Here is a 23,550-nt window from a genome sequence, read left to right on the forward strand (position 1 = left end):
TCAGCGGCGTAGCAGCTTCTTCCACCGCCGCTGCACGATGATCGGCACTGGCTGGGTGACGACGGCATCCACATTCAGCGAGCTGTTGTCGGGCCCGACGAGCGCGATCGGGGTGGTGAGAGTCGGCTCGAGCGGATCGACGGGCATTCTCGCGAGGGCGCGATGCGCACGCATGTACGCGGGGACGAGGATCACGACCGCGCCGACCCACGCCAGCGGGTTGCTCGCCGCAACGCCGCCGAATCCGAGAATCGCACCGAGCACGACGGCAGCGCCGACGCGCATGAACAGTTCGACCACGCCGGTGATCGTCGGGATCATCGCCTGTCCGAGCCCCTGCAGTGCGCCGCGCAGTACGAACAGCACGCCCAGCAGCGCGTAAGTCGATCCGTTGATGATGAGCATGAGGTGGGCGCTCTCGACCACTTCGTCCGACCCATCGCCGACGAACAGCCGCACGAGATGGGTTCCGAACGCGATGAGCACCACGCCGAGGATGACGGAGGCGATGACGGCCATCCAGAGCGCCTGCTTCACGCCGGCGCGGATGCGGTCGGGCCGGCGTCCGCCGAAGTTCTGCGCCACGTACATCGACACGGCGAGGCCCAGCGAGGCGAGCAGCGCGGTCGCGAGGCTGTCGACGCGGCTCGCGGTCGTGTACGCCGCGACGGCTTCCGCCCCGAGCATGTTCAGCGCCACCTGCACGACCAGCGTGCCGATCGCGATGATCGAGGCCTGGAATCCCATCGGCAGGCCGAGTCGCAGGTGATCGGCGATGTCATCGCGCGTGACCTTCCAGTCCGCGCGCCGCACGTGCAGCATCGGCATCCGACGCCTGACGAACTCGAGGCAGAGCAGCACCGAGACCGCCTGCGAGACCACGGTCGCGAGCGCAGCGCCGGCGACACCCCAGCCGACCGGTCCGACCAGCACGACGACGAGCACGACGTTCAGCGCGCACGCGATGGTGAGGAAGATCAGCGGGGTCTTGGAGTCGCCGATCGCGCGGATGATCGCGGAGAGGTAGTTGAAGAACATCGTCGCGCCGCCGCCGAGGAAGCTCACCTGCGTGAACAGCGTGGCCTCGGCGAGCAGCTCGGGCGGCGTCTGCATGAGCACGAGCACGGGTTCGGCGAGCAGCGGCCCGCCGATCGTGATCAGGATGCTGGCCGCCGCCGACAGCAGCGTGCCGGTGGCGACCGAACGCCTGACGGCTGCATGGTCCTTCGCGCCGAACGCCTGCGCCGTGGGGATCGCGAAACCGCTCGTCATGCCCCACGCGAAGCCGAGCAGCAGGAACAGCAGGCTGCCGGTCGCCCCGACGGCGGCGAGCGAGTTCACGCCGAGCTCGCGGCCGACGACGATCGTGTCGACGACCTGGTAGAGCTGCTGCACGACATTGCCGATGAGCAGCGGGACGGAGAACGACAGGATGACACGCCAGGGGCGGCCCGTGGTGAGGGAGATGGCCATGCGGAGGAGAACTTCCGGAACGCGGGGGGATGGGGGATCGGATGCCGGGAACGACGAAGCGACCAGTTTATCGAATCGATTCGGCAAGGGAAGACCTACGGCGAAGATCATGCCGAAGGTGCAGGATGGACGGATGAGTCGCACTGCCACCGCCGCCACCCTCGCGATCCGCGAGATGCGCCGGCATCTCTTCGCGCACGCCACGGATTACGACACCGCAGTCGAGGGATTCCGCTGGCCCGAGCTCGACGAGTTCAACTTCGCTCTGGAGTGGTTCGACGTCGTCGCCGGCGAGAATCCGGATCGCCCTGCCGTGCAGATCGTGTCCGCCGATCTCAGCCTTCAGAGCTGGAGCTACGGCGAGCTCTCCGTCCGTTCCGATCAGGTCGCGAACTGGCTGCGCGGCCTGGGAATCGGCCGTGGTGATCATCTGATCGTGATGCTGAATAACACGATCGAGCTGTGGGAGGTGATGCTCGCCATCACCAAGATCGGTGCGGTCGCCGTTCCGACCTCGACTCTGCTCTCGGCATCCGACCTCGTATTCCGCGTCGAGCACAGCCACGCCACGGCCGTCGTGACGCTCGGCTCGTTGAGCGATCGCCTGAGCGCGATCGACGATGCAGTGCAGCGGATCGGCGTCGGCGACGTCCCCGCCGGATGGCACGACTTCGCCGACTCGGCGAGCGCACCGCGCGACTTCGAGCCCGACGGGCCGACACCGGCGGGAGACACCAGCCTGCTGTACTTCACATCCGGCACGACGAGCCGGCCGAAACTCGTGCAGCACACGCACGTCTCCTACCCGGTCGGGCACCTGTCGACCATGTGGTGGCTGGGCGTGCAGCCAGGGGATGTGCACCTGAACATCTCCTCCCCCGGGTGGGCGAAGCACGCCTGGTCGAGCTTCTACTCGCCGTTCCTCGCCGAGGCGACCGTGTTCGTCTACAACTACGACCGCTTCGACGCGAACACGCTGATGCAGGTCATGGACACGCATCACGTCTCCACGTTCTGCGCCCCGCCGACCGTGTGGCGGATGCTGATCCAGGCCGACTTGTCACGTCTCGCGCACCCGCCGCGCGAACTCGTCGGCGCCGGCGAGCCGCTCAATCCCGAGGTGATCACCCGGGTGCGGGATGCCTGGGGAGGAACGATCCGCGACGGATTCGGCCAGACCGAGATGACCGCGTGCGTCGGCAACTCCCCCGGCCAGATCGTGAAGGACGGCTCGATGGGCAGACCACTGCCCGGCTATCCGGTCGTGCTGCTCGACCCGGTCACGGGCGAGGTCACCGATCACGAGGGCGAGATCGCGCTGGATCTCGCGGAGTCGCCGCTCGGCCTGATGGCCGGGTACTACGACGACCCGGAGAAGACCGCCGAATCACGTCTCGGCGGATTCCACCACACCGGCGACATCGCCTCACGCGACGAGGACGGCTACCTCACGTACGTCGGGCGGGCCGATGACGTCTTCAAGGCCTCCGACTACAAGATCTCGCCGTTCGAGCTCGAGTCGGTGCTGCTGGAGCACGACTTCGTGGTCGAGGCCGCGGTGATCCCGAGTCCGGACCCGACGCGCCTGTCGGTGCCGAAGGCGTACGTGTGTCTGCGGGCGGATGCTCCGGCCGAAGCCGACGCTGCACGGGCGATCTACGACTTCGCCAGGGATCGCCTGTCGGCGCACCTGTGGGTGCGGATCATCGAGTTCGTGCCCGAGCTGCCCAAGACGATCTCCGGCAAGATCCGCCGGGTCGAGCTTCGGGCACGCGAAGCGGAGCGCGTCACGGCCGGCGACGCCGCAGGGCAGCACCTGGACCGCGACTACCGCTGAGCCGCCGATTCTTCAGCGCTGCTAGCGCTGAACCAGAACCGTACCGAGGCTCGCGCCGCCGAGCCCTTCGGCGCGGCGCGGGCGGGTGGGAGCGGGACCGGCGCCCACCGGCTCCGGCCGCTCAGGTCGGCTCGGGCGCCTGTTGAGCACAACCCGCACGAGTGCTCCGATCACGAGCGCCGCAACCAATGCCCCGCCTGCGGCCGCGGTCGGGATCCACTGCCCGGAGAAGCCGGCAGCGATGCTGAGCATCATGCCGACGATCCAGACGGCAGTCGCTCCGCCACTCAATCCCACCGCTCCGCGCGCGAGCGCGACTCCGGCGATGATCGCGCAGAGAACGGCGATGCCCGCTCCGACGAACCCGACCGGCAGGAAGAACGCTGCCAGCTCTCTTAACGCACTCATTGACGACATATCGTCCAAACCCCCCGGTTCAGCCTCCGTGTACTCAAAGATACGGAGCTTCCGCGGCGTCCGCATCCATCTCGAGGATGATGTTACGCAATCGGTCCCGGCGCCCCTCCCTGTCACAGCTCGTGACTCGTCAGGGCTGCAGCCCCGCGATCGCCGGGGCGAATCCGAGGCGCTTGTTCGCGCAGCATCCGGGTCGGCAGACGTCGAACCATGCACTCAGCGCCGTCGCGTTCGCTCGCTGCTCCACGGGGCGCCCCGAGACCCGTTCCTGCACCAGGTCCACAAGCGCGTCGACGAAGGCCGGATGCGTGCCAGGCGTCGGCGTCCGCAGACTCCACAGGCCGAGCCGCGCCGCCGTCTCGATCGCCTCGGTGTCGAGATCCCAGATGACCTCCATATGGTCGCTCACGAACCCGATCGGAACGATCAGCACCGCGCTTCGATGTTCGAGCGCCTCGAGTGCGTCGTTGATGTCGGGCTCGAGCCAGGGCTGCGAAGGAGGACCGGACCGCGACTGGTAGACGAGCTGCCATGACACTCCAGGCGCCGCTGCGGCCATGACCTCCTCCGCGACGGCGCGGTGTTGTGCCGCGTAGCCTCCGCCGTCGACGTCGGCGAACAGGCCCGCTCCGGAGAGCTCTGCATCCTGCGTCGGGATGCTGTGCGTCGAGAACAGCACCTCGATGCTCGACGCGTCGTGCCCTGCCTGCGCCGCAGCGGCGATCCCCTCTCGCACACCCTCGATGAAGGGCTGGATGAAGCCGGGGTGCGAGAAGAACTGCCTGACCTTGTCGATCTGGATGATCCCCTGCGTACCGCTCGCCTCGAGCGCGTCGGCCCAGTCCTCCCGGTACTGCCGGCACGAGGAGTAGGAGGAGTACGCGCTGGTCGGGATCGCGAGCATCCGGCGGATGCCGTCGTTCGCCGCACTCGCGAGCGCCTCATCGAGGTAGGGCGACCAGTTGCGGTTGCCCCAGTAGACCGGTAGATCAAGACCGGCCTCCGCGAGGGCCGATTTCAGCGCCTGGCGAAGAAGTCGATTCTGGTCGTTGATCGGACTCACTCCGTCGAATCGGCGGTAATGGTGGGCGACCTCTTCCAGGCGCTCGTCGGGGATGCCGCGGCCCCGCGTCACATTGCGGAGGAAGGGCAGCACGTCGCCCTGGCCCTCCGGGCCGCCGAAGCCCGACAGCAGAATCGCGTCGTAGGCGACGGGTTCGGTGACGTGCTCCGGGCCGGACTGCGCCGCCGGCGTCGCGGACGGCACTTTCGCGCCATGCTCGAGGTGGATGCTGGTCGCCCTCGGAGGCTTCGTCTCGCGACGCCCATCCTGCCGCTGTTCTGACGTACTGCTCATGTTGATGCCTCCTGCTGACCGATGATCGTGCGACCACTGTGCGCGGCGCCGTCCGCCGCGACCTTCTCCCACTCGGCGATCGGACCGCTGACGACCGTGAAGCCCGGATGCGGATCGGGAACCGGCAGGTCGCGCCATCGCTCCCACACCGTCGGGCTGCGGTGCTCGAGCTTCGCCAGAAGGTGCTTCCACTCGTAGGCGAGCTGGCCGTCGTTCACGATCAGCGTGCGCGCGTACCCGGTCGTACGGATCTTGTCCCGCGCGAAGCTGTATCCCCGCGCATCCGCTTCGTCGACGATCGGGGTCAGGTAATCGCCGATCGCCGCGCACGGGTCGTCGGTCTCCTGGAACCGTCGCAGCTGCGGATGCCGGGAGTAGCCTCTGCCCGGCTCTGCGATCACGGCCTGGGCGAGAAGTCCTTCGCGCCAGCATGCCGTGAGCGCCTGGCGATCGAAATGCTTAGGGTGCACCGACCAGAGCCTCATGCCGCCTCCCCCGGTGTGCGCTCGGCTGCACGCAGGATGCTGGTGGCCATGCCGTTGAAGATCACGCCGTGGAACGGCAGCAGCATCGCCCAGTACAGCCGGCCGGTCAGGCCCTTCGGGAAGTACACGGCGCGTTGGCGGTAGCGGCTTCCGCCAACGGCCGGCTCGACGCCGAGTTCGAGCCACCCCCGCCCCGGCATCCGCATCTCTGCTCGCAGGCGCAGTGTGCGCCCGTGCTCGACCGCCTCCACGCGCCAGACATCGATCACATCGCCGGTGTGCAACCGTGTCGGATGCCGGCGGCCCCGCCGCATTCCGACACCGCCGACGAGCCGATCGATCCAGCCCCGCGCGGCCCACGCGAGCGGGAAGGAGTACCAGCCCTTCTCGCCGCCGATCGACTCGATGACATCCCACACGGCAGCTGCGGAGGCGGAGGTGCGCCGCTCGCGCAGATCGGTGAAGACAGTGTGCCCTGCCCAGTCGGGATCGCTCGGGAGAGGATCACTCGGCGCACCGGGCACCGTGGCGCTCTGCCAGCTCGTCTCGATCTCGCCCTCCTCCTCGCGCTTGAGAGCGAGCCTCACGGCCGTCCGATACGGGAGCAGGCCGCCATCAGGAGGTTCGATGTGATCGTCGATGTCATGTTCGGTCATGACGCAGTCGTTCTGCAACGACGCGATGATGGGGACCGCGATCTGCCGCGGAACTGGGCTGACCAGGCTCACCCATTGCGAAGCGAGCCATGGTGTGAGCACGGGGAGGGCGGCGATCCCGCGCTGCGGGAGACCAGCCTCGACCGCGTATCCGTTCATCATCTGGCCGTAGCGGAGGATGTCTGGCCCACCGATGTCGAACGTGCGGTTGAGCCCGTCCGGAAGGTCGACGGCTCGCACCAGGTAGCGCAGCACGTCACGGATCGCGATCGGCTGCACATGGTTGCGCACCCATCGGGGCGCCGGCATGTACGGCAGCACCTCGGTGAGGTGCCGGATCATCTCGAACGACGCCGACCCGGAGCCGATCACGATACCGGCCTGGAAGACGACGGCAGGCACGTCGCCATCGAGGAAGGTCTGACCGACCGCAGCCCTGGATGAGAGGTGCTTCGACAGCTCGGCGCCGTCGGGGTGCAGGCCGCCGAGATAGACGATCCTGCTCACGTTCGCGGCGGCGGCGACCTCGGCGAACTGCTCGGCGTCGCGCTTCTCGGCATCCACGAAATCACGACCGGCGCTCATCGAGTGCACCAGGTAGAACGCCACATCCACCCCGTTCATCGCACGGCGCGTGGCGACGGCATCCGAGAAGTCGCCCTTGAAGACCGTGACCTGCTGCCTCCACGGCACGTCGCGCAGCTTCCACGGCGAGCGCACGTACACGCTCACCTCGTGACCGGCGGCGAGGAGCTGGGGAACGAGTCGGCCGCCGATGTAGCCGGTGGCGCCGGTGACGAGCACTCGAGTCATGCGAACAGTCCTCTCGTCGTGCAGAGAATGAGCAGCAGGGTGATCGCGAAACCCACGGCGTAGTTGATGAAGAGGAAGCGGCGCCAGGCGCGGTTGACGTCGCCGGAATGCACGTCGTCCACGCGCAGATACGGTGCCGCGCTGATCAGGTACGGCAGTGCGGCGAGTGTGGCGAGGTTCGCCGGCCACGGCGTGAGGAGCATGAGGAATCCGGCGACGGCCCACAGCACGAACGCGAACCAGACGGTCTTGGATGCGCCGAGCACGGTCGCGATCGATCCGATGCCGGCTTCGCGATCGGGCACGATGTCCTGCACCGCGCCGAACGCGTGGCTCGCCATGCCCCAGCAGAAGAACGAGGCCATCGTCACGGCGATCGGCGCGGTCACCGTCGTGCCCGCGAGTGCCATCGCGTAGAGCGCGGGCGTGACGAAGTGGGTACTGGATGTGATCGAGTCGAGGAACGGGATCTCCTTGAACCGCAGGCCGCGCACGGAGTAGGCGACGACGGCGAACAGGCTCACCGCGAGCACCACCCATGAGATCGGCCGCTGCGCACCCATGATCAACAGCGCGATCACGAAGGGCGCGGCGAGCAGGCCCGAGGCGAGCAGTGTGACGCGGTGCAGCCGCGGCGGCAGCTTCGCCCCCTCGGCTCCGCCCTTGCGCGGATTGGCGAGGTCGGACTCGTAGTCGAAGACGTCGTTGATGCCGTACATCGCGAGGTTGTACGGCACCAGGAAGAACAGGGTGCCGACCACCAGCGCGATGTCCACGCGGCCGGTCGTGAGCAGATAGACCGCGGCGAACGGATAGGCCGTGTTGATCCAGCTCAGCGGGCGCGAGGCGGTGAGCAGCGTGCGGCTCGTCGAGATGATCTCAGGCATCGCGACTCTCCTCTTGAGGGCGGGAGCGCCCGCGGGCGGCGGTGTCTCCGGCGCCGCTCTCGCCGGCGCCGCCGAGCATCTGCCAGACGCCGCTGAGCAGCAGGGCTCCGGCGACCGGGTAGAGCAGATCCTCGATCGGTATGAGTCCGAGGCGCACGCCCGAGATGTGCTCGACCCCGTAGTCGAAGAAGCCTGCCGTCATCATCACGTTGTCGAAGATGACGGTGAGGATGACGAGGGATGCCGTGGCCACCGCCCAGGAGGACAGATACGTCGCAAGCGACCCGTGTCGTCGTGCGTGGGCAGCGCCGAGGACGAACACCAGGAGCGCGACTCCGATGAAGGGGAGCGACATGAGCAGATATGTCATCGGCTGCTCCGCTTCGCCGGCCCGTGGCGTCGGTGTCGCAGATGCCGCCACCCGTTGAGAAGGATCAGCGTGAGGTAACCGAGGAAGACGAGGAAGATCAGTTCTTCGAGCGGGAACTCCGGAGCGAGGACGATGCCGGTGGCCCAGCGCGAGTCGACGTGACGGAACACACCGAGGCTGATGCCCACCGCATCCCAGACGATGAAGAACCCGACGCCGATGAGCAGCACGGCCGCAGAGATCAGAGGCCTGCGCGCGAAGACCAGCCGGAAGCGCACATCGAGCAGGATGAGACACGCGAGGCTCACCAGCAGTGCTGCGGCGTAGACGAGATTCACGGTTCCTCCAGTGGCCCTGGAGAGTGGTCGCCCCTGACGTGCTTGAGCACGAGTTCGGCGCTGATGAGACACATGGGCAGTCCGACTCCCGGCACCGACGTCGCGCCGGTGTAGTAGAGGCCGTCGACGCGTCGTGACCGCGTCACCCCGCGGAAGAAGGCGCTCTGGGCGAGTGTGTGCGCCGGCCCCAGGGCACTGCCGCGGAAGGTGTTGAACTCCGTGGCGAAATCCGCCGGCCCGAACGTGCGCCGCACGACGATGCGCGACTTCAGGTCGGGGATACCCGCCCACGTGCAGATCTGATCGATCGCGCGGTCTGCGACCAGGCGCACGAGCTCATCCCCGCATCCGTCGACGCCGCCGTGACCGATCTCGGTGTCGGCGGGGAGCGGTACGAGGACGAACAGGTTCTCGTGTCCCTCCGGTGCCACGTCGCCGTCGGTGGCGCTCGGCTTGCACACGTACAGCGACGGCGCCTCTGGGATGCGGGTGGGCGATCCGAATATCGCGTCGAAGTTGTCGTGCCAGTCGTTCGAGAAGAACAGCGTGTGGTGGCGAAGCTGCGGCAGTTCTCCTTGCACGCCGAGCATGACGAGCACAGCGCTGGGTCCGGACACCTGCGCGCCCCAGCGCTTCTCCGGATACGACCGGTCGGCGGGCTCGAGCAGCACCGTCTCGGTGTGATGCTCGTCGATCGCCGAGACGACGATGTCGGCATAGAGCCGGTGCGCCTCGCCGTTGCGGGTGAACTCGACCGACCGCACCGCACCGTTCGCGCTCGAGATCGCCTGCACATCGCTGCCGGCGAGGAGTTCGACCCCGCTCTCACGCGCGATGTCGACGAGTGAGGCGACGAACGCGCGGAAACCGCCCAAGGGATACTTCACACCATCGACGAGATCCATGTGGCTCATCAGGTGGTAGAGCGCCGGAGCGGCGAACGGCGACGTGCCGAGGAAGACAGCCGGATACGCGAGGATCTGCCGCAGACGCAGGTCTTGGAATCGGCGTGCGGCGAACGACCACAGCGATCGGGTCAGCAGCGGGAGCACGGCGGGCGCAGCCGCCAACACGTCTCCCGAGGTGAAATCGCGCCACGAAGAGAACGGGTTGTAGAGGAAGGAGCGCACCGCCGCGCGATACGTCTTCGTCGCGGACGCGAGGTACGTGCGGATCCGGCCTCCGGCCCCGCTCTCCCGGCTCTCGAAGAGATCGGCGACGGCGCGCTCCCCCGCCGGTACGTCGATGGCCTCTTCCGGCTGGTGGCCTGCCGGCTCGCCGTAGATGCGGTAGCCCGGCTGGAGCGGCACGAGGTCCAGTTGCTCCGCGGTGGTGGTCCCGACCATCCGGTAGAAATGCTCGAACACCTCCGGCATCAGGTACCACGACGGCCCGGTGTCGAACGTGAAGCCGTCCTTCTCCCACACGCCCGCGCGGCCGCCGAACTCGCCGTTCTTCTCGAGGAGGGTCACATCGTGCCCGTCACGCGCGAGCAGGCACGCGGCGGCCAGGCCGCTCACGCCTCCGCCGACGACGACGACCCTCTTGCCCCTCACCGGCGAGCTTTCATCGCTAGGGCGCGCACAAGGATCCGCGCCTTGACGGGATCGGGCACGCGCACCCTGGTCGTCATCAGCACCGAGGCAGGTGCCGCATCGATGCGGTCGGCGAGCTCACCGAACATGGCCCTCGCGGCCCAGACCGCGGGTCGGCACGAGGGGTGGAGGAGCGGGATGGACGCATCGGCCACGCGGAGATCCTCCCGGATGGATGCGACGGCCTCAGACTTCGACGCCTCGCTGAGCGTCGGCGCGGGACCGGCCGGAGCCGCGGCCGGAAGGTAGGTGCGTCCGAGCTCATCGTGATCGCCCGCGAAGTCGCGCAGGAAATTGACCTTCTGGAAGGCCGCCCCCAGGCGGCGAGCGCCCTCCTGGAGTCGTTCGCGCTCACTCTCGTCGCGAACCACCCCGGCCTCGAACACGGCCAGGCACATGAGGCCGACGACCTCGGCTGATCCGTGGATGTACTCGTCGAGCTGGGCCTCATCGAACACGCCCGCCTCGATATCTCTGCGCATCGAGGCGAAGAACGGCCCGCACAGGTCCATGCCGATCCCGTGCGCACGGGCAGTCACCGCGAAGGCATGCACGACGAGGTTCGTGCTGAAGCCCAGCCTCAGTCCGCGTTCCGTCTCGGCCTCGAGATCGTCCAGCATCGCCGCTCGCGCCTCGCGGTCGACTCCTGCGGCCTCGGCGGGCCCATCGACCAGTTCGTCGGCGATGCGCACGAGCGCGTAGATGCGTGCGATGTGATCGCGCACCGAGCCAGGGAGGAGACGACTCGCCCAGCCGAACGACGTCGAGTAGCGACGGATGACGACGCGCGCGCTGACGTTCGCAGTCGCGGTGTAGAGGGCGAGGTCGGTCGAATTCATGAGGTCCGCGCATCGCATGTCGAAACCAGGTCGACCAGCTGGTGGATCATCGCGGTCGGCAGATGCGACTCGCGGATCAACCGGTGCACCTCGTCGCACCGTTCGGAGATGAGTGACTCGACGAACAGCAGGGCGCCGGATTCCTCGATGACGCGGCGAAGGCTCTCCGCCTCGGAGGCGCCCATCTCGTCGTCGCCGAAGTACGGCGCGACCGTGGCCCAGGCGGCGTCCGAACGCGCATACGAGATCAGAAGAGTCTCCTTCCCCTCGCGCAGATCGCCGAAGGTGGACTTTCCGGTCTCACGCTCGTCGCCGAACACTCCGAGGACGTCGTCGCGCAGCTGGTAGATCACACCGATGCGACGAGCGATCACCGTCAACTCGTCGACGACGCGCGACGGCGCTCCGGCGAGAACTGCAGCGAGGGTGAGCGGCGCCTGGAACGAATAGGCTGCGGTCTTCTGATCGACCATGGCCAGCACGTCTTCCGAAGTCGCGGACTCCAGCTGCAGGCTGAGCCAGACATCGTGGTGCTCACCTGCCGCGCTCTCGAAGACGGTCTCGTCGAAGATGTCGAGCACGGTCCGCCTTCGACTCTCGTCCACGTCGATCCCGGCGAGCACGGAATGCGCGAGGGTGAGCATGAGATCGCCTGCAAGCAGCGATGACGCTTCTCCCCAGGCGTGCGCCTCACGCCTGCTCGCTCCGCGCAGCAGCGCCTCGGATGCGAATCTGCCGGTGATGTTCATCTCGCCGCGTCGGACCAGATCCCGGTCGATGACGTCGTCGTGGATCACGAGCGCGACATGAAGCAGCTCGATGGCGCAGGCAGCGTCGACAGCCGCGCGCTCGTCGGTACCGCCGAGCGCGCGATACGCGTCCAGCAGCAGTCGCGGACGCACCTTCTTGCCGCCGAGCGCCATGCGCTCCAGTGCATTCCAGAGCTGCGCATAGGGCGTCGAGAACGCACGCGAGTGCTCTTTCCTCCTGGCGACGAGTTCGGTGAGCCTCGTGTCGAAAGCGGCAGTGACATCATCGACGCCGACGGCGCTGTCACGCATGCTCGCGCTCCCCAGCGCCACGGCCGACGCCGTTGTCGTGCCCGCCACCGGGAAGATGCGGCAGAACCTGTGGAAGGTGCTCCACGAGCCAAGGGCTGAAGGCCCATGGGGCCTTGGCGGCTGCGAGCGCGAGTTCGGATGCCGTCGTCCACTGCGCCTGTGCGACCTCATCCGGATTCAACGAGAGGTCGGACGCCGCCCTGGCGATGAAGACCGGGCAGTGCTCGTTCTCCTGGATGCCGGAGGCATCGCGCGCGACGTAGCCGAACTCCGGTGCCACGCACTCGATCATATCGACTGAGAGGCCGAGTTCGAATGCTGCCCGACGGCGGACGGCATCCTCCATGCTCTCGTCAGGAGCCGGATGACCGCAGAACGAGTTCGTCCACACCCCCGGCCAGGTCTGCTTCGTCAGCGCTCGCCTGGTCACGAGAAGGCGGCCTTCGGTGTCGACAACATGACAGGAGAAGGCGAGATGCCGAGGTGTCGATGTGCCATGAGTGCTCGCCTTGCTCTGCGTACCCACCCGGGTGCCTGCATCGTCCACCAGAACGACCATCTCCACTGCACTCACCCCATTTTCGTTAGCTAAGCGAGAGTTCAACTTATCATAAGAAATGTATGCTGAAACAGTGCCAGATCCGAAGCGCGACGTCCCCGAAGACGCCGGCATGCGCTATTTCTCCCGTGATTCAGACCTGGCGGATCGCTCACATCTGACCGAAGCCGATGTCGACCAGTGCGTCAGGGTCATGGAGGCGCTGCGCGGATGGCAGGAGGCCGCCCGAACGCTCTCGGAGGCGTCGAAGCGGTACATGAAGCTCAACGAAAGCGACATGCGCGCGATTCGGATGATCATCCGCGCGCAGCAGCAGGGACAGGTCGTCACTCCGAAGGACATCGCCCGCGAGGTGGGCATCTCGAGCGCGTCGACGACGAAGCTGGTCGATCGACTGGTCGCAGGGGGCCACCTGGTTCGCACGCAGCATCCGAGCGACCGTCGCACCGTCTGCATCGAAGTCACCGAATCCACCCGGATCTCCGCCCACGAGACGATCGGGCGCCAGCACGCACGCCGCTTCGCCGCCGCCGCCGCGATGTCGCCCGAAGACCGGGATGCGGTGATCCGCTTCCTCACAGCGCTCAGCGAGGCAGACGAGCCTCAGGGCGAGCTCGCCTGAGCGTCAGCGGAATTTCCGGTGCAATGATGGAAACGTGGCCGCCCCTCTCGCTGAACTGACCCGCATGCCGAATCCGCAGCTCGTGTATGCCGCTGACGGCACGCGGCTCGCGACCTACACCTGGGGCGACATCGATGCCCCAGTCGTCGTGATCGTGCACGGCTTCGCGTCCAACGCACGCGACAACTGGGTCCTCACCGGATGGGTGCGCGACCTCACGCAGGCGGGTTATCGGGTGCTCGCGCTCGATCAGCGCGGTCACGGAGCCAGCGACAAGCCGCACGAAGCCTCGGCGTACGCCATCCGCACGCTCGCGACCGATGTGGAGACGGTCATGGACGTCTACCTCGTCGAAGAGGCGGTCTACGTCGGATACTCGCTCGGAGCCAGGGTCGGCTGGGAGGTCGTGCGCGATCTTCCGCAGCGCATCTCCCGCGCGGTGCTCGGCGGTGTTCCGGACGGCATCCCGCTCGAGCGCCTCGACGTCGACCAGGTGCGCGCGTACGTCGATCACGGCGAGCCGGTGCAAGATCAGACGACGAAGAACTACATCGCCCTGACCGAGCGCGTCGCCGGCAATGATCTGAACTCACTTCTCGCGCTGGCCGAGGGGATGCGCCAGACGCGCACCGTCGACCCCGACCCGTCGAACGCACCGACCCGCCCGATCCTGTTCGCGACGGGATCGAAGGATGCCATCATCGAGGGCTCCCGGGCCCTGGCGGATGCCGCGCCGCACGGCCGGTTCTTCGAGATCCCCGAGCGGAATCACTTCAACGCGCCGGGCTCCCGCGCGTTCAAGGACGCCGCACTGGCGTTCCTCGGCGAAGCCGACGACTGACCTCGACCTCGGCCGGCGCATCGCCATCGGCATCCGGTCTACGCTCGGATCATGACCACTGTGATCCCCGCCATCGTCGCGCCCTCCGCCACCGAGCCGCTCTTCGTCGGCACGATCGAACGCCGCGACGTCGGCGCGAAGGACGTGCGCATCGACATCCGCTGGGCTGGCATCTGCCACTCCGACATCCACACCGTGCAGGGCGATTGGGGCGCGCAGCAGTACCCGCTGACGGTCGGACACGAGATCGCCGGCACCGTGGTCGAGATCGGCTCCGAGGTGACGAAGTTCGCAGTCGGCGACCGCGTGGGTGTCGGATGCCTCGTGAACTCGTGCGGCGAGTGCGAGAACTGCGCAGCCGGCAGCGAGCAGCACTGCCTGAAGGGCGCGATCGGCACCTACGGCGCCACCGACGTCGACGGCACGATCACGCAGGGCGGATACTCCACCGGCGTCGTCGTCACCGAGGACTTCGTGCTCCGGTTGCCGGAGGCGATCCCCTACGAGAAGGCCGCTCCCCTGCTGTGCGCGGGCATCACGACATACTCGCCGCTGCGGCACTGGAACGCCGGTCCCGGCACGCGGGTCGCCGTGGTCGGTCTCGGCGGACTCGGTCACATGGCCGTCAAGATCGCACACGCCATGGGCGCCGAGGTCACAGTGCTGTCGCGCTCGCTGAGCAAGAAGGACGACGCGCTCGCGCTCGGCGCTGACCACTACTTCGCCACCGAAGACCCGGAGACATTCCGGTCGCTGCGATCGAGCTTCGACCTGATCATCAACTCCGTCTCCGCCGCGATCGACATCAACGCATACCTGAAGCTGCTGGCGATGGACGGCACGCTGGTGAATGTGGGCGCACCTGCCGAACCCATGTCGGTGAGCGTCGGAACACTGATCGGCGGTCGTCGCTCGTTCGCCGGATCGAACATCGGCGGCATCGCCGAGACGCAGGAGATGCTCGACTTCTGCGCCGAGCACGGCATCGCACCAGAGATCGAGATCACCTCGGCCGATCAGGTCAATGAGGCGTGGGCCAGGGTGCTGGCATCGGATGTGCGCTACCGGTTCGTGATCGACATCGAGACGCTGACGGCCTGACGCGCCATTGACACCGATCATCAAACCGGTTTACACTTTCGTCAAACCGGTTCACACGCGCCTCGATGCGAGTGCTCCGGTCACAGCTACGAGGAGGTGGCATGACCCGCACGACGATCGCCGATGTCGCTCGCGAAGCCGGCGTCACGAAAGCGACGGTCTCGCATGCCCTCAGCGGCAACCGGCCGATCTCGGACGAGACCCGCAGCAAGGTGCTCGCGGCAGCGGAGCGCCTCAACTGGGTGCCGAGTCAGAGCGCGAGAGCGCTGGCGACCAGTCGAGCCAACGCGATCGCGGTGGTTCTCGCCCGTGACCCTGAGGTCATCGCCAACGACTCGTTCTTCCCCGCATTCATCGCCGGAGTCGAGTCCGTACTGGCGCCGACTGAGACGGCGCTCATCCTTCAGGTCGTCCCCGACCGCGCGGCAGAGGAACGCGCCTATCGGGCGCTCAGTCGCGGTCGGGCGGACGGAGCGCTCCTGCTCGATCTCCGCACGGACGACTGGCGGGTCCCGCTTCTGGGCGAACTGAACCTGCCGACGGTGCTGGTCGGCGCCTACGACCAGCCGAGTGGATTCTCGTGCGTCCGCACCGACGATGCCGCCCCCGTGCGTGAGATCGTCGCAAGGCTCCGCGCGGACGGACACGAGCGCATCGCCCACGTCTCAGGACCGCTCGACTACGTGCACTCGAAGGCGCGCGCGGACGCATACGTCGATGCCATGGGCGGCGATTCGCTGCTCCGCGAAGGGGACTTCACCGCCTCAAGCGGCCGCGCTCTGACCGCCGAGTTGCTGGCCCTGCCTGACCGCCCGTCCGCCATCCTGTACTCGAACGACACCATGGCGATCGCCGGTCTGTCCTACGCCCGCTCCCAGGGTCTCTCCGTGCCGCGCGATCTCGCCATCTCCGGATTCGACGATGATCATCTGTCCGCGCATCTCTCCCCGGCGCTGACGAGCGTCTCGTCCGATCCCGCCGCGAGAGGCCGCGCGGCGGCCCGCCTCCTGCGGGAAGGCATCCTCGGCGCGGAGCCGCGCACCGAGCTCGTCGACTGCAACGTCGTTCATTTCCGCGAGAGCACCGAATCCGCAGCATCCACACCACCAGCATCCACACCTGCACCACCCGAAGTGTCAAGGAGGACACCATGAAGAAGACACGCGCAACAGCGGTCATCGCCGCCGTCGCACTCGTCGCCACCGGATGTTCGTCCGGAGGCGGAGGAGGCGGCGAGGGCGGAGCCGAAGGCACCGGACCCATCGACGTCTGGCTGTCCAACAACGAGCAGGAGGTCGCATGGGGCACCGCCGTCGTCGAGGCCTGGAACGCCGAGCATCCGGACGAGAAGGTGACGGCGCAGGAGATCCCGGCCGGGTCCTCCTCTGAGGAAGCCATCACGGCCGCGATCACCGCAGGCACCGCCCCGTGCCTCGTCTACAACGTCGCGCCGGCGGCCGTCTCAGGCTGGGTCAAGCAGGGCGGACTCGTCGACCTCAGTTCGATCGAGGGCGGTAGCGACTACATCAGCGAGCGGGGTGGGGACGTCGAGTCCTACGCGAGCGACGGCAGCTTCTACCAGCTGCCGTGGAAGTCGAACCCGGTCATGGTCATGTACAACAAGGCGCTGTTCGAAGCCGCGGGCATCGATCCCGAGGATCCGCAGATGAACACGTACGATGCCTTCCTCGAGGGCTCGCGCGCGATCGTGGATTCCGGTGTGCAGAGCGCCATCTGGCCGGCGCCGACGAGCGAGTTCTTCCAGCCGTGGTTCGACTTCTACCCGCTGTACCTCGCCGAGACCGATGGCACGATGCTCGTCGAAGACGGCAAGTCCACCTTCGATTCGGATGAAGGACGCGCCGTCGCCGAGTTCTGGAAGACGTTCTACGACGAGAAGCTCTCGCCGAACGAGGCATCCACCGACGACGCGATGTCGGCCGGGACCACGGCGATGCAGCTCGCGGGCCCATGGGCGATCCCGTCGTATGCCGAGACCGTCGACGTGGGCTTCATGCCGGTTCCGACGAGCGACGGCCGTGAGAGCCCGACGACGTTCGCCGACTCCAAGAGCGTGTCGATGTTCACCGCCTGCGAGAACCAGGCCACGGCGTGGGAGTTCCTCAAGTTCTCCACGAGCGTCGACAGCGACGGACAGCTCCTCGAGCTCACCGGGCAGATGCCGATGCGCACCGACCTCACTGGCACATACGGCGACTACTTCGAGGCGAACCCGAACTACGTCGCATTCGCTGAGCAGGCCGAGGCGACGGCCGACGTGCCCAGCATCCCGAACTCTGTGGAGGCATGGCAGGCCTTCCGCAACGAGTACTCCGCAGCGGTGATCTTCGGCAAGGAGTCGATCGACGACTTCCTCAGCACCGCGACCTCGAAGATCGACGAACTCGTCGCCGAGTGACCTGATGACCGACAAGCGGCGGCTGCGCACCCGATTGCTGGGTGCGCAGCCGATCGGTGGCCTCTTCTCGCTGCCGTACTTCGTCTTCGTGATCGCGATCTTCGCGTATCCACTCGCGTTCGCGGTCTACATCGCGTTCCACGACTACTTCTTCACCGCACCCAACGTCGAAGTCGATCGGCCGTTCGTCGGGTTCGACAACTTCGTCACCGTGCTCACCGATCCGCGGGTGCTCGGGTCCTTCCGCAACACCCTGGTCTTCCTGGTCATAAACGTGCCGCTGACCGCCGTGCTCTCACTCGTGCTCGCGGCGGCGCTGAACACCGGCATCCGCTGGGTGGCCGCCTACCGGGTCGCGTTCTACGTGCCGTATCTGACGGCGAGCGTCTCGCTCGTCGGCGTCTGGATGCTGCTGTTCTCGGGCAACGGCCTGATCAACACGATCCTCGGTCCGCTCGCACCCGAACCGTCCTGGCTCGTGAACAGCGGCCTGGCGATGCCGATGATTGCGCTCTATGTAACGTGGAAGCAGCTGGGCTTCTACATCCTGCTGTACCTCGCCGCGCTTCAGAACGTGCCGAAGGAGCTCTACGAATCGGCCGAGACCGACGGAGCCGGCGCCTTCAAGCGATTCCTGCACGTGACAGTGCCCGGCGTGCGCAGCGCCACCACGCTCGTGCTGATCCTGTCGATCATCACCGGCGCCAACCTGTTCACAGAGCCGTACCTGCTGACAAACGGCGGCGGTCCGGACGGGGCCTCGTCCACGCCCGTGCTGCTCATCTACCAGCTGGGTATCCAGCAGCAGAACCCTGACACGGCGGCTGCGATCGGCATGATCCTGGTGATCCTGGTCGGGATGCTGTCACTGGCCGCCAACCGCGCGACGAGGGAGAGATGATGATGAGACGCAGAAGCAAGATCCCTCGCATCCTGAGCATCATCCTGCTCACGATCGCAGCGATCGGGTTCGCCTTCCCGTTCTACTTCATGATCGTCGGCGCATTCCAGGAAAGCCCCACGAACGCCCCTGACGAGCTCTTCCCGACCAGCGGCTGGACCGTCGACAACTTCGTCGCGATCGATTCGCGGATCGACCTGGCCGGTTCGTTGCTGAACTCGCTGATCTTCACGGCGGGCGTGCTGCTGGGCACAGTGGTGTTCGGCCTCCTGGCCGGGTACGCGATCGCACGCCTCGACTTCCGCGGCCGCGGTGTTATCTGGGTGCTGATGCTGCTCGTGCAGATGGTGCCGTTCCAGCTGCTCATGATCCCGCTCTACGTGCAGATCACCCGCAACTACGGCCTCGGCGACTCCTACATGGGCATGATCCTGCCCTTCCTCATCAACACGACGGCGGTGTTCATCTTCGTGCAGTTCTTCAAGGCGCTGCCGGTGGAGATCTTCGAAGCGGCGCGGATCGACGGCGCAGGTGAGATCCGCCTGTTGACGTCGGTGGCGATCCCGCTCATCCGTCCCGTGCTGGTGACCGTCGTCCTCGTCACGTTCATCGGCCCGTGGAACGAGTTCCTCTGGCCGTTCCTCATCACGAAGGACGCCTCGCTCCAGCCGCTCGCGGTGTCGCTGGCGAACTACATCAGCAACGTCGCGCAGTCCACTGCCAACCCGAACGGGGCGATCCTCGCCGGCGCCACGGCGCTCGCGTTCCCCGTCGTGATCCTGTTCATCGTCTTCCAGCGGTTCTTCAGAGCCACCGACCTCGGCGCAGCCGTCAAGGGCTGATCAAGCACTGTCTAGCCAGAAAGGGCATCCATGTTCACCGGAGCCACCTTCCCCCTCGGCCCGTTCACCCCGTTCGAGGGAAACCCCATCCTGCGCCCGCGCGGCGACAGTTGGGAATCGTCCAACCTCTACAACCCGGCCGCGCTCGTCGACGCCGGCGAGGTCGTGCTGCTCTACCGCGCGCATGCGGACGACATCGTGTCGCACATCGGGATGGCCAGATCCAGCGACGGCGTGAACTTCACTCGTGAGGATGCGCCGATCCTCTCCCCCTCCGAGGACTACGAGCGCTTCGGGTGCGAGGACCCTCGGATCGCGCTGATCGACGGCACCTACTACCTCACCTACACAGGCTGGGATCGTCACAGCGCACAGCTGTGCCTCGCGACCTCGTCGGACCTTCGCACCTGGACCAAGCACGGGCCGCTGTTCGAGGACTTCGACACGTTCAAGACGATGGACCCGCGCGGATTCAACTGGTCGAAGGCCGGAGTGATCGTGCCGGTGAAGATGCACGGCAAGTGGTGGATGTACTTCGGCGAGGGCGCGATCTACTGGGCGACCAGCGACGATCTGATCCACTGGACGCCCGGCACAGCCGACACCGATCCGATGTACTCCCCGACGCCAGGCACCTGGGACGAGGCCCTGGTCGAGATCGGCACCTCGCCCGTGCTGGCCGACAACGGACTGCTCGTCTTCCTCACCAACGGTGCGACGCGCACGGTCAACGAAGACGGCTCGGTCGACGTCGACTACCGGTGCGGCCAGATCGCCATCGACCCCGATGAGCCGACGAAGGTGATCGCCCGGCTTCAGGAACCATGGCTGCGTCCGCAGACGTTCGAGGACACCAACGGTCTCGTCTCGAACGTGACGTTCGTGGAGGGGCTGGTGAAGTTCAAGGATCGATGGTTCGCGTACTACGGCCAGTCCGACACGACTCTGGCCGTCGCGATCCACGACCCGGCTCAGCCCTGGGGGCGGGCCCTGCGCGCGGGGTGAGGCCCTGCGCGCGGGGTGAGGCCGGTCGCGCGGGGTGAGGCCGGTCAGGCGCTCGCGGCCTGTTCGCGCTTCGGCAGCACCCATCCCGCGCGCGGGAAATGGCAGGTGTACCCGTTCGGGTATGTGATCAGATAGTCCTGGTGCTCGGGTTCGGCCTCCCAGAACGGACCTTCCGGCTCGATCGTCGTGACCGCCTTGGCCGGCCACAGCCCGGATGCATCGACGTCGGCGATCGTCTCACGGGCGATCTGCTCCTGCTCGGGGCTCAACGGGAAGATCGCCGAACGGTAGCTCGTGCCGATGTCGTTGCCCTGACGGTTCAGCGTCGAGGGGTCGTGGATCTGGAAGAAGAACGCGAGGACGTCGCGGTACGTCGTCTTCGTGGGATCGAACACGACCTCCAGGGCTTCGGCGTGACCGGGGTGATTGCGGTAGGTCGCGTAGGCGTTCTCGCCGCCGGTGTAGCCGACTCTGGTGTCGAGCACGCCGGGCTGGCGACGGACGAGGTCTTCCATGCCCCAGAAGCATCCGCCGGCGAGGACCGCCGTCTCGGTGCCTGGTGTGCGGGTGATGGTTCCGGTATCGGTCATGATGGACCCTCCTCGGGTGATGATCTGTCACCCCTTGAGAACAGTCTCACCGCTTCGGGCATTCCGCACCACATCGAGGTTCCGGGCGACAGCGGCCAGGGCATCGGGCCAGTAGTCTTGCTTTCCTGAACATCTAGGGGGACGCATGTCGGTTGGTCTGCTCGCCGTCGTCGACGACATCCTGAGTGCCGCGATGAAGGCATCCGCGAAGGCCGCAGGCGTCGTGATCGACGACGCCGCCGTCACGCCGCAGTACGTGCAGGGCATCTCGCCGGCACGCGAGCTGCCGGTGGTCGCGAAGATCACGCTCGGCTCGCTCGCGAACAAGTTCGTGATCATCATCCCGATCGCGTTGCTGCTGACGGCATTCGCGCCGTGGGTGCTGCCGTTCCTGCTCATCCTCGGCGGCACGTACCTCTGCTTCGAAGGCGCCGAGAAGGTGCTGGAGTGGTTCGGGTTCCATCACGGTCACGCCGATGAAGGCGCGCGCAATGAGAACAAGCTCGTGTGGGGCGCTATCCGCACCGACCTCATCCTGTCGACCGAGATCATGCTCATCTCGCTGTCGAACCTCGACGCAGGGCTCAGTATCTGGATGACGCTCGCGATCCTCGCCGTCATCGCACTGCTGATGACCGTCATCGTCTACGGAGCGGTCGCACTGCTCGTGAAGATCGACGACGTCGGGCTGAAGATGGCGAAGAATCCGTCGCGTCGCGTGCGCCATACCGGCACGCGGATCGTGCGCTCGATGCCCGCGGTGTTCCGCGTCATCAGCGTCGTCGGAACCGTCGCGATGCTGTGGGTCGGTGGCCATCTGCTGCTCGCGAACCTCGGCGAGGTCGGGCTCGTGTTCTTCAGCGACATGCTCCACGGCATCCACGACTTCCTCGCGCCCGCCGGTGCTGTCATCGCCTGGATCGGCGAGACATTCGTCTCGGCCGTGGCCGGGCTCGCGGTCGGGCTCGTGGTCGTCGGGGTGGTGCTTCTGATCGGACGGATGCTGGGCAAGGAGCCGAGCTTCCATGAAGGCGAGGAATCGCCGGTGACGGTGGCCGCGTAGCTCGCTGTCTCGGGGTCGGCGGAGGGCTTTTCCGCGGATGGGTACAAGCGTAGCCTCGTCGGCATGGACGTCTTGGAGCAGGTGCTTCCGAAAGAGTTCCACGCCACCGGCGGCGTCGAAGACTGGCGCGTGCTCTTCTGGGGAGCGCATGCGTTCTATCGCACCTCGTCATTCGCACAGGCGGCAGAGTTCGTTGGCGCGATCTCCGTCGCAGCGACGACCGTCGGCCATGAACCGGATGTGGATGTGCGTCCTGAGGGCGTGGTGATCAGGACGACCTCACGTGCGGACGGCGCGCTGAGTCGCAAAGACGTCGACCTCGCGATCGCGGTCAGCGCGGCTGCCCGCTCCATGGGGCTGGTCGCAGACCCCAGCATGCTGATGGTGGTCGGCATCGCAGTGGCGCAGGACGCCGGAGTCGACACCCGCCCGTTCTGGGAAGCCGCATTCGGCTACCGCCGATTGGGGGATGAGGATCTGATCGATCCTCTGCGGCGCGGACCGCACCTCTGGTTTCACGAACTCAATCCTGCGCGCCCAGGTCGTGGACGGACACACATCGATGTGTCGGTGCCGGCGGATCAGGCCGAGGGACGTGTTCGAGCGGCGATCGCTGCCGGCGGGCGCATCGCTGGCGAGGAGATCGCACCCGAGTCGTGGACGATTGCATCGCCTGACAATCACGGCGTCGATATCGCGGGGTGGGCCGACATCGAGGCGTGATGTAGAACTCAGTCGCTTTCCTCAAGAGGAACGAAGCTGTAGCGGCCGGCATCCGCTCGCCTGTGCGGGATGCCTTTGCGGATGTCGACGACGGTCATCACACCCGCGACCGGAACGACCAGGCGCCCGCCTTCGGCGAGTTGCGCTTCCAGTCGCACCGGAATCGTCGTCGCTTGTGCGGAGACGAGGATGCGGTCGAACGGCGCCTCATCGGGGAGGCCCAGTGTGTCGGGGACGGCTGCCCGGATCTCGGCGTGCGCCCCTGTCTCCACGAGACGTTCGCGTCCGTAGCTCACCAGTTGGGGAACCAGTTCGACGCCGATGACGGTGCCCTCCGCGTCGGCCAAAGCGGACAATATGGCGGTCGTCCATCCCGAGCCGCTTCCGACGTCGAGCACGCGGTCGCCGGGTCGCACATCGAGCAGCGCCAGCATCCTCGCCACCGTCGACGGCTGCGAGTTCGTCGCGTTCCAGCCGATCATCACGGGGCGGTCGCCTTCGGCCAGATGGCGCACTTCTGGCGGCAGAAAATCTGCCCGGGAAATTGAGGACATCGCGGACCGCACACGGGCTTCCGCTGCGGGATCCACCGTGATTCCAGACATGATCCGAACGTACGCCGGAGGGTGTCGGGGTGCCAGTGGGGTGTTTCGTCGGTGACGATCCCCCAGTCGACTCTTTCTGCACAGGTGTGTGATTCAGAGGGGTTGTCCACAGTTCGTGAATGTGGTCTGATCTGGGGTTTGAATGTCGGTG

25 protein-coding genes are annotated in these 23,550 nt (G+C 66.7%); 11 read left to right on the forward strand and 14 right to left on the reverse strand.

Annotation, left to right across the window (positions count from 1 at the left end; genetic code table 11):
* Entirely contained in the window at positions 1 to 1,473 is a 1,473-nt protein-coding gene (locus IEV67_RS03660; RefSeq protein WP_188435205.1) for an MATE family efflux transporter, read from the reverse strand.
* A gap of 133 nt (positions 1,474 to 1,606) precedes the next feature.
* Between IEV67_RS03660 and IEV67_RS03665 the strand changes: the two genes are divergently transcribed.
* Positions 1,607 to 3,310 carry an AMP-binding protein gene (locus tag IEV67_RS03665; RefSeq protein ID WP_188435206.1) on the forward strand — a complete coding sequence of 568 codons (1,704 nt, stop codon included), beginning with the start codon at positions 1,607 to 1,609 and terminating at the stop codon, positions 3,308 to 3,310.
* 21 nt (positions 3,311 to 3,331) lie between these two features.
* On the opposite strand, the gene IEV67_RS03670 is transcribed toward IEV67_RS03665, so the two are convergent.
* From IEV67_RS03670 to idi, 11 genes are all read right to left on the reverse strand, one after another.
* On the reverse strand, positions 3,332 to 3,718 hold the full coding sequence (locus tag IEV67_RS03670) for a hypothetical protein (protein WP_188435207.1): 387 nt from the start codon (positions 3,716 to 3,718) through the stop codon (positions 3,332 to 3,334).
* Between the two features lie 139 nt (positions 3,719 to 3,857).
* Complete coding sequence (locus tag IEV67_RS03675) at positions 3,858 to 5,084, reverse strand: ferrochelatase (RefSeq protein ID WP_188435208.1); 1,227 nt, start codon at positions 5,082 to 5,084, stop codon at positions 3,858 to 3,860.
* Positions 5,081 to 5,569 (reverse strand): pyrimidine dimer DNA glycosylase/endonuclease V, encoded by a 489-nt coding sequence (locus IEV67_RS03680; RefSeq protein WP_188435209.1) that lies wholly within the window; start codon positions 5,567 to 5,569, stop codon positions 5,081 to 5,083. The genes IEV67_RS03675 and IEV67_RS03680 overlap by 4 nt, the downstream gene beginning before the upstream one ends.
* Positions 5,566 to 7,038: an SDR family oxidoreductase gene (locus IEV67_RS03685; protein ID WP_188435210.1), complete on the reverse strand. Its 1,473-nt coding sequence runs from the start codon at positions 7,036 to 7,038 to the stop codon at positions 5,566 to 5,568. The genes IEV67_RS03680 and IEV67_RS03685 overlap by 4 nt, the downstream gene beginning before the upstream one ends.
* The gene (locus IEV67_RS03690; protein ID WP_188435211.1) at positions 7,035 to 7,925 is read right to left on the reverse strand and encodes a prenyltransferase; all 891 of its coding nucleotides are present in this window, start codon (positions 7,923 to 7,925) and stop codon (positions 7,035 to 7,037) included. The genes IEV67_RS03685 and IEV67_RS03690 overlap by 4 nt, the downstream gene beginning before the upstream one ends.
* A complete protein-coding gene (locus IEV67_RS03695; protein WP_188435212.1) occupies positions 7,918 to 8,295 on the reverse strand; it encodes a lycopene cyclase domain-containing protein in 378 nt (125 codons plus the stop codon). Before IEV67_RS03695 ends, IEV67_RS03690 begins: the two co-directional genes overlap by 8 nt.
* Entirely contained in the window at positions 8,292 to 8,633 is a 342-nt protein-coding gene (locus IEV67_RS03700; protein ID WP_188435213.1) for a lycopene cyclase domain-containing protein, read from the reverse strand. Before IEV67_RS03700 ends, IEV67_RS03695 begins: the two co-directional genes overlap by 4 nt.
* Entirely contained in the window at positions 8,630 to 10,189 is a 1,560-nt protein-coding gene (gene crtI / locus IEV67_RS03705; RefSeq protein ID WP_188435214.1) for a phytoene desaturase family protein, read from the reverse strand. The genes IEV67_RS03700 and crtI overlap by 4 nt, the downstream gene beginning before the upstream one ends.
* Positions 10,186 to 11,067: a phytoene/squalene synthase family protein gene (locus tag IEV67_RS03710; protein WP_229702695.1), complete on the reverse strand. Its 882-nt coding sequence runs from the start codon at positions 11,065 to 11,067 to the stop codon at positions 10,186 to 10,188. The genes crtI and IEV67_RS03710 overlap by 4 nt, the downstream gene beginning before the upstream one ends.
* Positions 11,064 to 12,128, reverse strand: a complete 1,065-nt coding sequence (locus IEV67_RS03715; RefSeq protein WP_188435216.1) for a polyprenyl synthetase family protein — start codon at positions 12,126 to 12,128, stop codon at positions 11,064 to 11,066. Before IEV67_RS03715 ends, IEV67_RS03710 begins: the two co-directional genes overlap by 4 nt.
* Complete coding sequence (gene idi / locus IEV67_RS03720) at positions 12,121 to 12,702, reverse strand: isopentenyl-diphosphate Delta-isomerase (RefSeq protein ID WP_229702697.1); 582 nt, start codon at positions 12,700 to 12,702, stop codon at positions 12,121 to 12,123. The genes IEV67_RS03715 and idi overlap by 8 nt, the downstream gene beginning before the upstream one ends.
* 58 nt (positions 12,703 to 12,760) lie before the next feature.
* Here idi and IEV67_RS03725 point away from each other — a divergent pair, with 58 nt between their 5' ends.
* The 8 genes from IEV67_RS03725 (at position 12,761) to IEV67_RS03760 (ending at position 20,418) form a co-directional block, all read left to right on the forward strand.
* A complete protein-coding gene (locus tag IEV67_RS03725) occupies positions 12,761 to 13,309 on the forward strand; it encodes a MarR family winged helix-turn-helix transcriptional regulator (RefSeq protein WP_229702699.1) in 549 nt (182 codons plus the stop codon).
* 34 nt (positions 13,310 to 13,343) lie between these two features.
* Positions 13,344 to 14,150, forward strand: a complete 807-nt coding sequence (locus IEV67_RS03730; RefSeq protein WP_188435218.1) for an alpha/beta fold hydrolase — start codon at positions 13,344 to 13,346, stop codon at positions 14,148 to 14,150.
* Between the two features lie 51 nt (positions 14,151 to 14,201).
* Positions 14,202 to 15,251 carry an NAD(P)-dependent alcohol dehydrogenase gene (locus IEV67_RS03735; RefSeq protein WP_188435219.1) on the forward strand — a complete coding sequence of 350 codons (1,050 nt, stop codon included), beginning with the start codon at positions 14,202 to 14,204 and terminating at the stop codon, positions 15,249 to 15,251.
* 101 nt (positions 15,252 to 15,352) lie between these two features.
* Positions 15,353 to 16,405, forward strand: coding sequence for a LacI family DNA-binding transcriptional regulator (locus tag IEV67_RS03740; protein ID WP_188435220.1), 1,053 nt, complete (start codon positions 15,353 to 15,355; stop codon positions 16,403 to 16,405).
* Positions 16,402 to 17,670, forward strand: coding sequence for an extracellular solute-binding protein (locus tag IEV67_RS03745; protein WP_188435221.1), 1,269 nt, complete (start codon positions 16,402 to 16,404; stop codon positions 17,668 to 17,670). The genes IEV67_RS03740 and IEV67_RS03745 overlap by 4 nt, the downstream gene beginning before the upstream one ends.
* A gap of 4 nt (positions 17,671 to 17,674) precedes the next feature.
* A complete protein-coding gene (locus IEV67_RS03750) occupies positions 17,675 to 18,571 on the forward strand; it encodes a carbohydrate ABC transporter permease (protein WP_033105667.1) in 897 nt (298 codons plus the stop codon).
* The gene (locus IEV67_RS03755) at positions 18,571 to 19,413 is read left to right on the forward strand and encodes a carbohydrate ABC transporter permease (protein WP_188435222.1); all 843 of its coding nucleotides are present in this window, start codon (positions 18,571 to 18,573) and stop codon (positions 19,411 to 19,413) included. Before IEV67_RS03750 ends, IEV67_RS03755 begins: the two co-directional genes overlap by 1 nt.
* 30 nt (positions 19,414 to 19,443) lie before the next feature.
* Positions 19,444 to 20,418, forward strand: a complete 975-nt coding sequence (locus tag IEV67_RS03760) for a glycoside hydrolase family 130 protein (RefSeq protein ID WP_188435223.1) — start codon at positions 19,444 to 19,446, stop codon at positions 20,416 to 20,418.
* A 44-nt stretch (positions 20,419 to 20,462) separates the two neighbouring features.
* Here IEV67_RS03760 and msrA read toward each other — a convergent pair whose 3' ends face one another.
* Positions 20,463 to 21,008: a peptide-methionine (S)-S-oxide reductase MsrA gene (gene msrA, locus IEV67_RS03765; protein WP_084595680.1), complete on the reverse strand. Its 546-nt coding sequence runs from the start codon at positions 21,006 to 21,008 to the stop codon at positions 20,463 to 20,465.
* A 145-nt stretch (positions 21,009 to 21,153) separates the two neighbouring features.
* Between msrA and IEV67_RS03770 the strand changes: the two genes are divergently transcribed.
* Together IEV67_RS03770 and IEV67_RS03775 are read left to right on the forward strand one after the other, a co-directional pair.
* Entirely contained in the window at positions 21,154 to 22,071 is a 918-nt protein-coding gene (locus tag IEV67_RS03770) for a DUF808 family protein (protein WP_188435224.1), read from the forward strand.
* Between the two features lie 63 nt (positions 22,072 to 22,134).
* A complete protein-coding gene (locus IEV67_RS03775) occupies positions 22,135 to 22,794 on the forward strand; it encodes a 4a-hydroxytetrahydrobiopterin dehydratase (RefSeq protein ID WP_188435225.1) in 660 nt (219 codons plus the stop codon).
* Between the two features lie 8 nt (positions 22,795 to 22,802).
* Here IEV67_RS03775 and IEV67_RS03780 read toward each other — a convergent pair whose 3' ends face one another.
* Entirely contained in the window at positions 22,803 to 23,399 is a 597-nt protein-coding gene (locus IEV67_RS03780; RefSeq protein ID WP_188435226.1) for a protein-L-isoaspartate O-methyltransferase family protein, read from the reverse strand.
* Between the last annotated feature and the right edge of the window lie 151 nt (positions 23,400 to 23,550).

Source organism: Microbacterium murale, from assembly GCF_014635185.1.
Taxonomy (GTDB): Bacteria; Actinomycetota; Actinomycetes; order Actinomycetales; family Microbacteriaceae; genus Microbacterium; species Microbacterium murale.

Excerpts from the sequence above, each read along its gene's own strand:
- IEV67_RS03670 (WP_188435207.1), bottom strand. The coding sequence starts at position 3,718 with ATGAGTGCGTTAAGAGAGCTGGCAGCGTTCTTCCTGCCGGTCGGGTTC.
- IEV67_RS03775 (WP_188435225.1), top strand. The coding sequence starts at position 22,135 with ATGGACGTCTTGGAGCAGGTGCTTCCGAAAGAGTTCCACGCCACCGGC.
- IEV67_RS03660 (WP_188435205.1), bottom strand. The coding sequence starts at position 1,473 with ATGGCCATCTCCCTCACCACGGGCCGCCCCTGGCGTGTCATCCTGTCG.
- IEV67_RS03755 (WP_188435222.1), top strand. The coding sequence starts at position 18,571 with ATGATGAGACGCAGAAGCAAGATCCCTCGCATCCTGAGCATCATCCTG.
- IEV67_RS03740 (WP_188435220.1), top strand. The coding sequence starts at position 15,353 with ATGACCCGCACGACGATCGCCGATGTCGCTCGCGAAGCCGGCGTCACG.
- IEV67_RS03685 (WP_188435210.1), bottom strand. The coding sequence starts at position 7,038 with ATGACTCGAGTGCTCGTCACCGGCGCCACCGGCTACATCGGCGGCCGA.
- IEV67_RS03750 (WP_033105667.1), top strand. The coding sequence starts at position 17,675 with ATGACCGACAAGCGGCGGCTGCGCACCCGATTGCTGGGTGCGCAGCCG.
- IEV67_RS03760 (WP_188435223.1), top strand. The coding sequence starts at position 19,444 with ATGTTCACCGGAGCCACCTTCCCCCTCGGCCCGTTCACCCCGTTCGAG.
- IEV67_RS03780 (WP_188435226.1), bottom strand. The coding sequence starts at position 23,399 with ATGTCTGGAATCACGGTGGATCCCGCAGCGGAAGCCCGTGTGCGGTCC.
- msrA (WP_084595680.1), bottom strand. The coding sequence starts at position 21,008 with ATGACCGATACCGGAACCATCACCCGCACACCAGGCACCGAGACGGCG.
- IEV67_RS03735 (WP_188435219.1), top strand. The coding sequence starts at position 14,202 with ATGACCACTGTGATCCCCGCCATCGTCGCGCCCTCCGCCACCGAGCCG.
- IEV67_RS03690 (WP_188435211.1), bottom strand. The coding sequence starts at position 7,925 with ATGCCTGAGATCATCTCGACGAGCCGCACGCTGCTCACCGCCTCGCGC.
- IEV67_RS03675 (WP_188435208.1), bottom strand. The coding sequence starts at position 5,084 with ATGAGCAGTACGTCAGAACAGCGGCAGGATGGGCGTCGCGAGACGAAG.
- IEV67_RS03710 (WP_229702695.1), bottom strand. The coding sequence starts at position 11,067 with ATGAATTCGACCGACCTCGCCCTCTACACCGCGACTGCGAACGTCAGC.
- IEV67_RS03680 (WP_188435209.1), bottom strand. The coding sequence starts at position 5,569 with ATGAGGCTCTGGTCGGTGCACCCTAAGCATTTCGATCGCCAGGCGCTC.
- IEV67_RS03695 (WP_188435212.1), bottom strand. The coding sequence starts at position 8,295 with ATGACATATCTGCTCATGTCGCTCCCCTTCATCGGAGTCGCGCTCCTG.
- IEV67_RS03715 (WP_188435216.1), bottom strand. The coding sequence starts at position 12,128 with ATGCGTGACAGCGCCGTCGGCGTCGATGATGTCACTGCCGCTTTCGAC.
- IEV67_RS03770 (WP_188435224.1), top strand. The coding sequence starts at position 21,154 with ATGTCGGTTGGTCTGCTCGCCGTCGTCGACGACATCCTGAGTGCCGCG.
- IEV67_RS03745 (WP_188435221.1), top strand. The coding sequence starts at position 16,402 with ATGAAGAAGACACGCGCAACAGCGGTCATCGCCGCCGTCGCACTCGTC.
- IEV67_RS03665 (WP_188435206.1), top strand. The coding sequence starts at position 1,607 with ATGAGTCGCACTGCCACCGCCGCCACCCTCGCGATCCGCGAGATGCGC.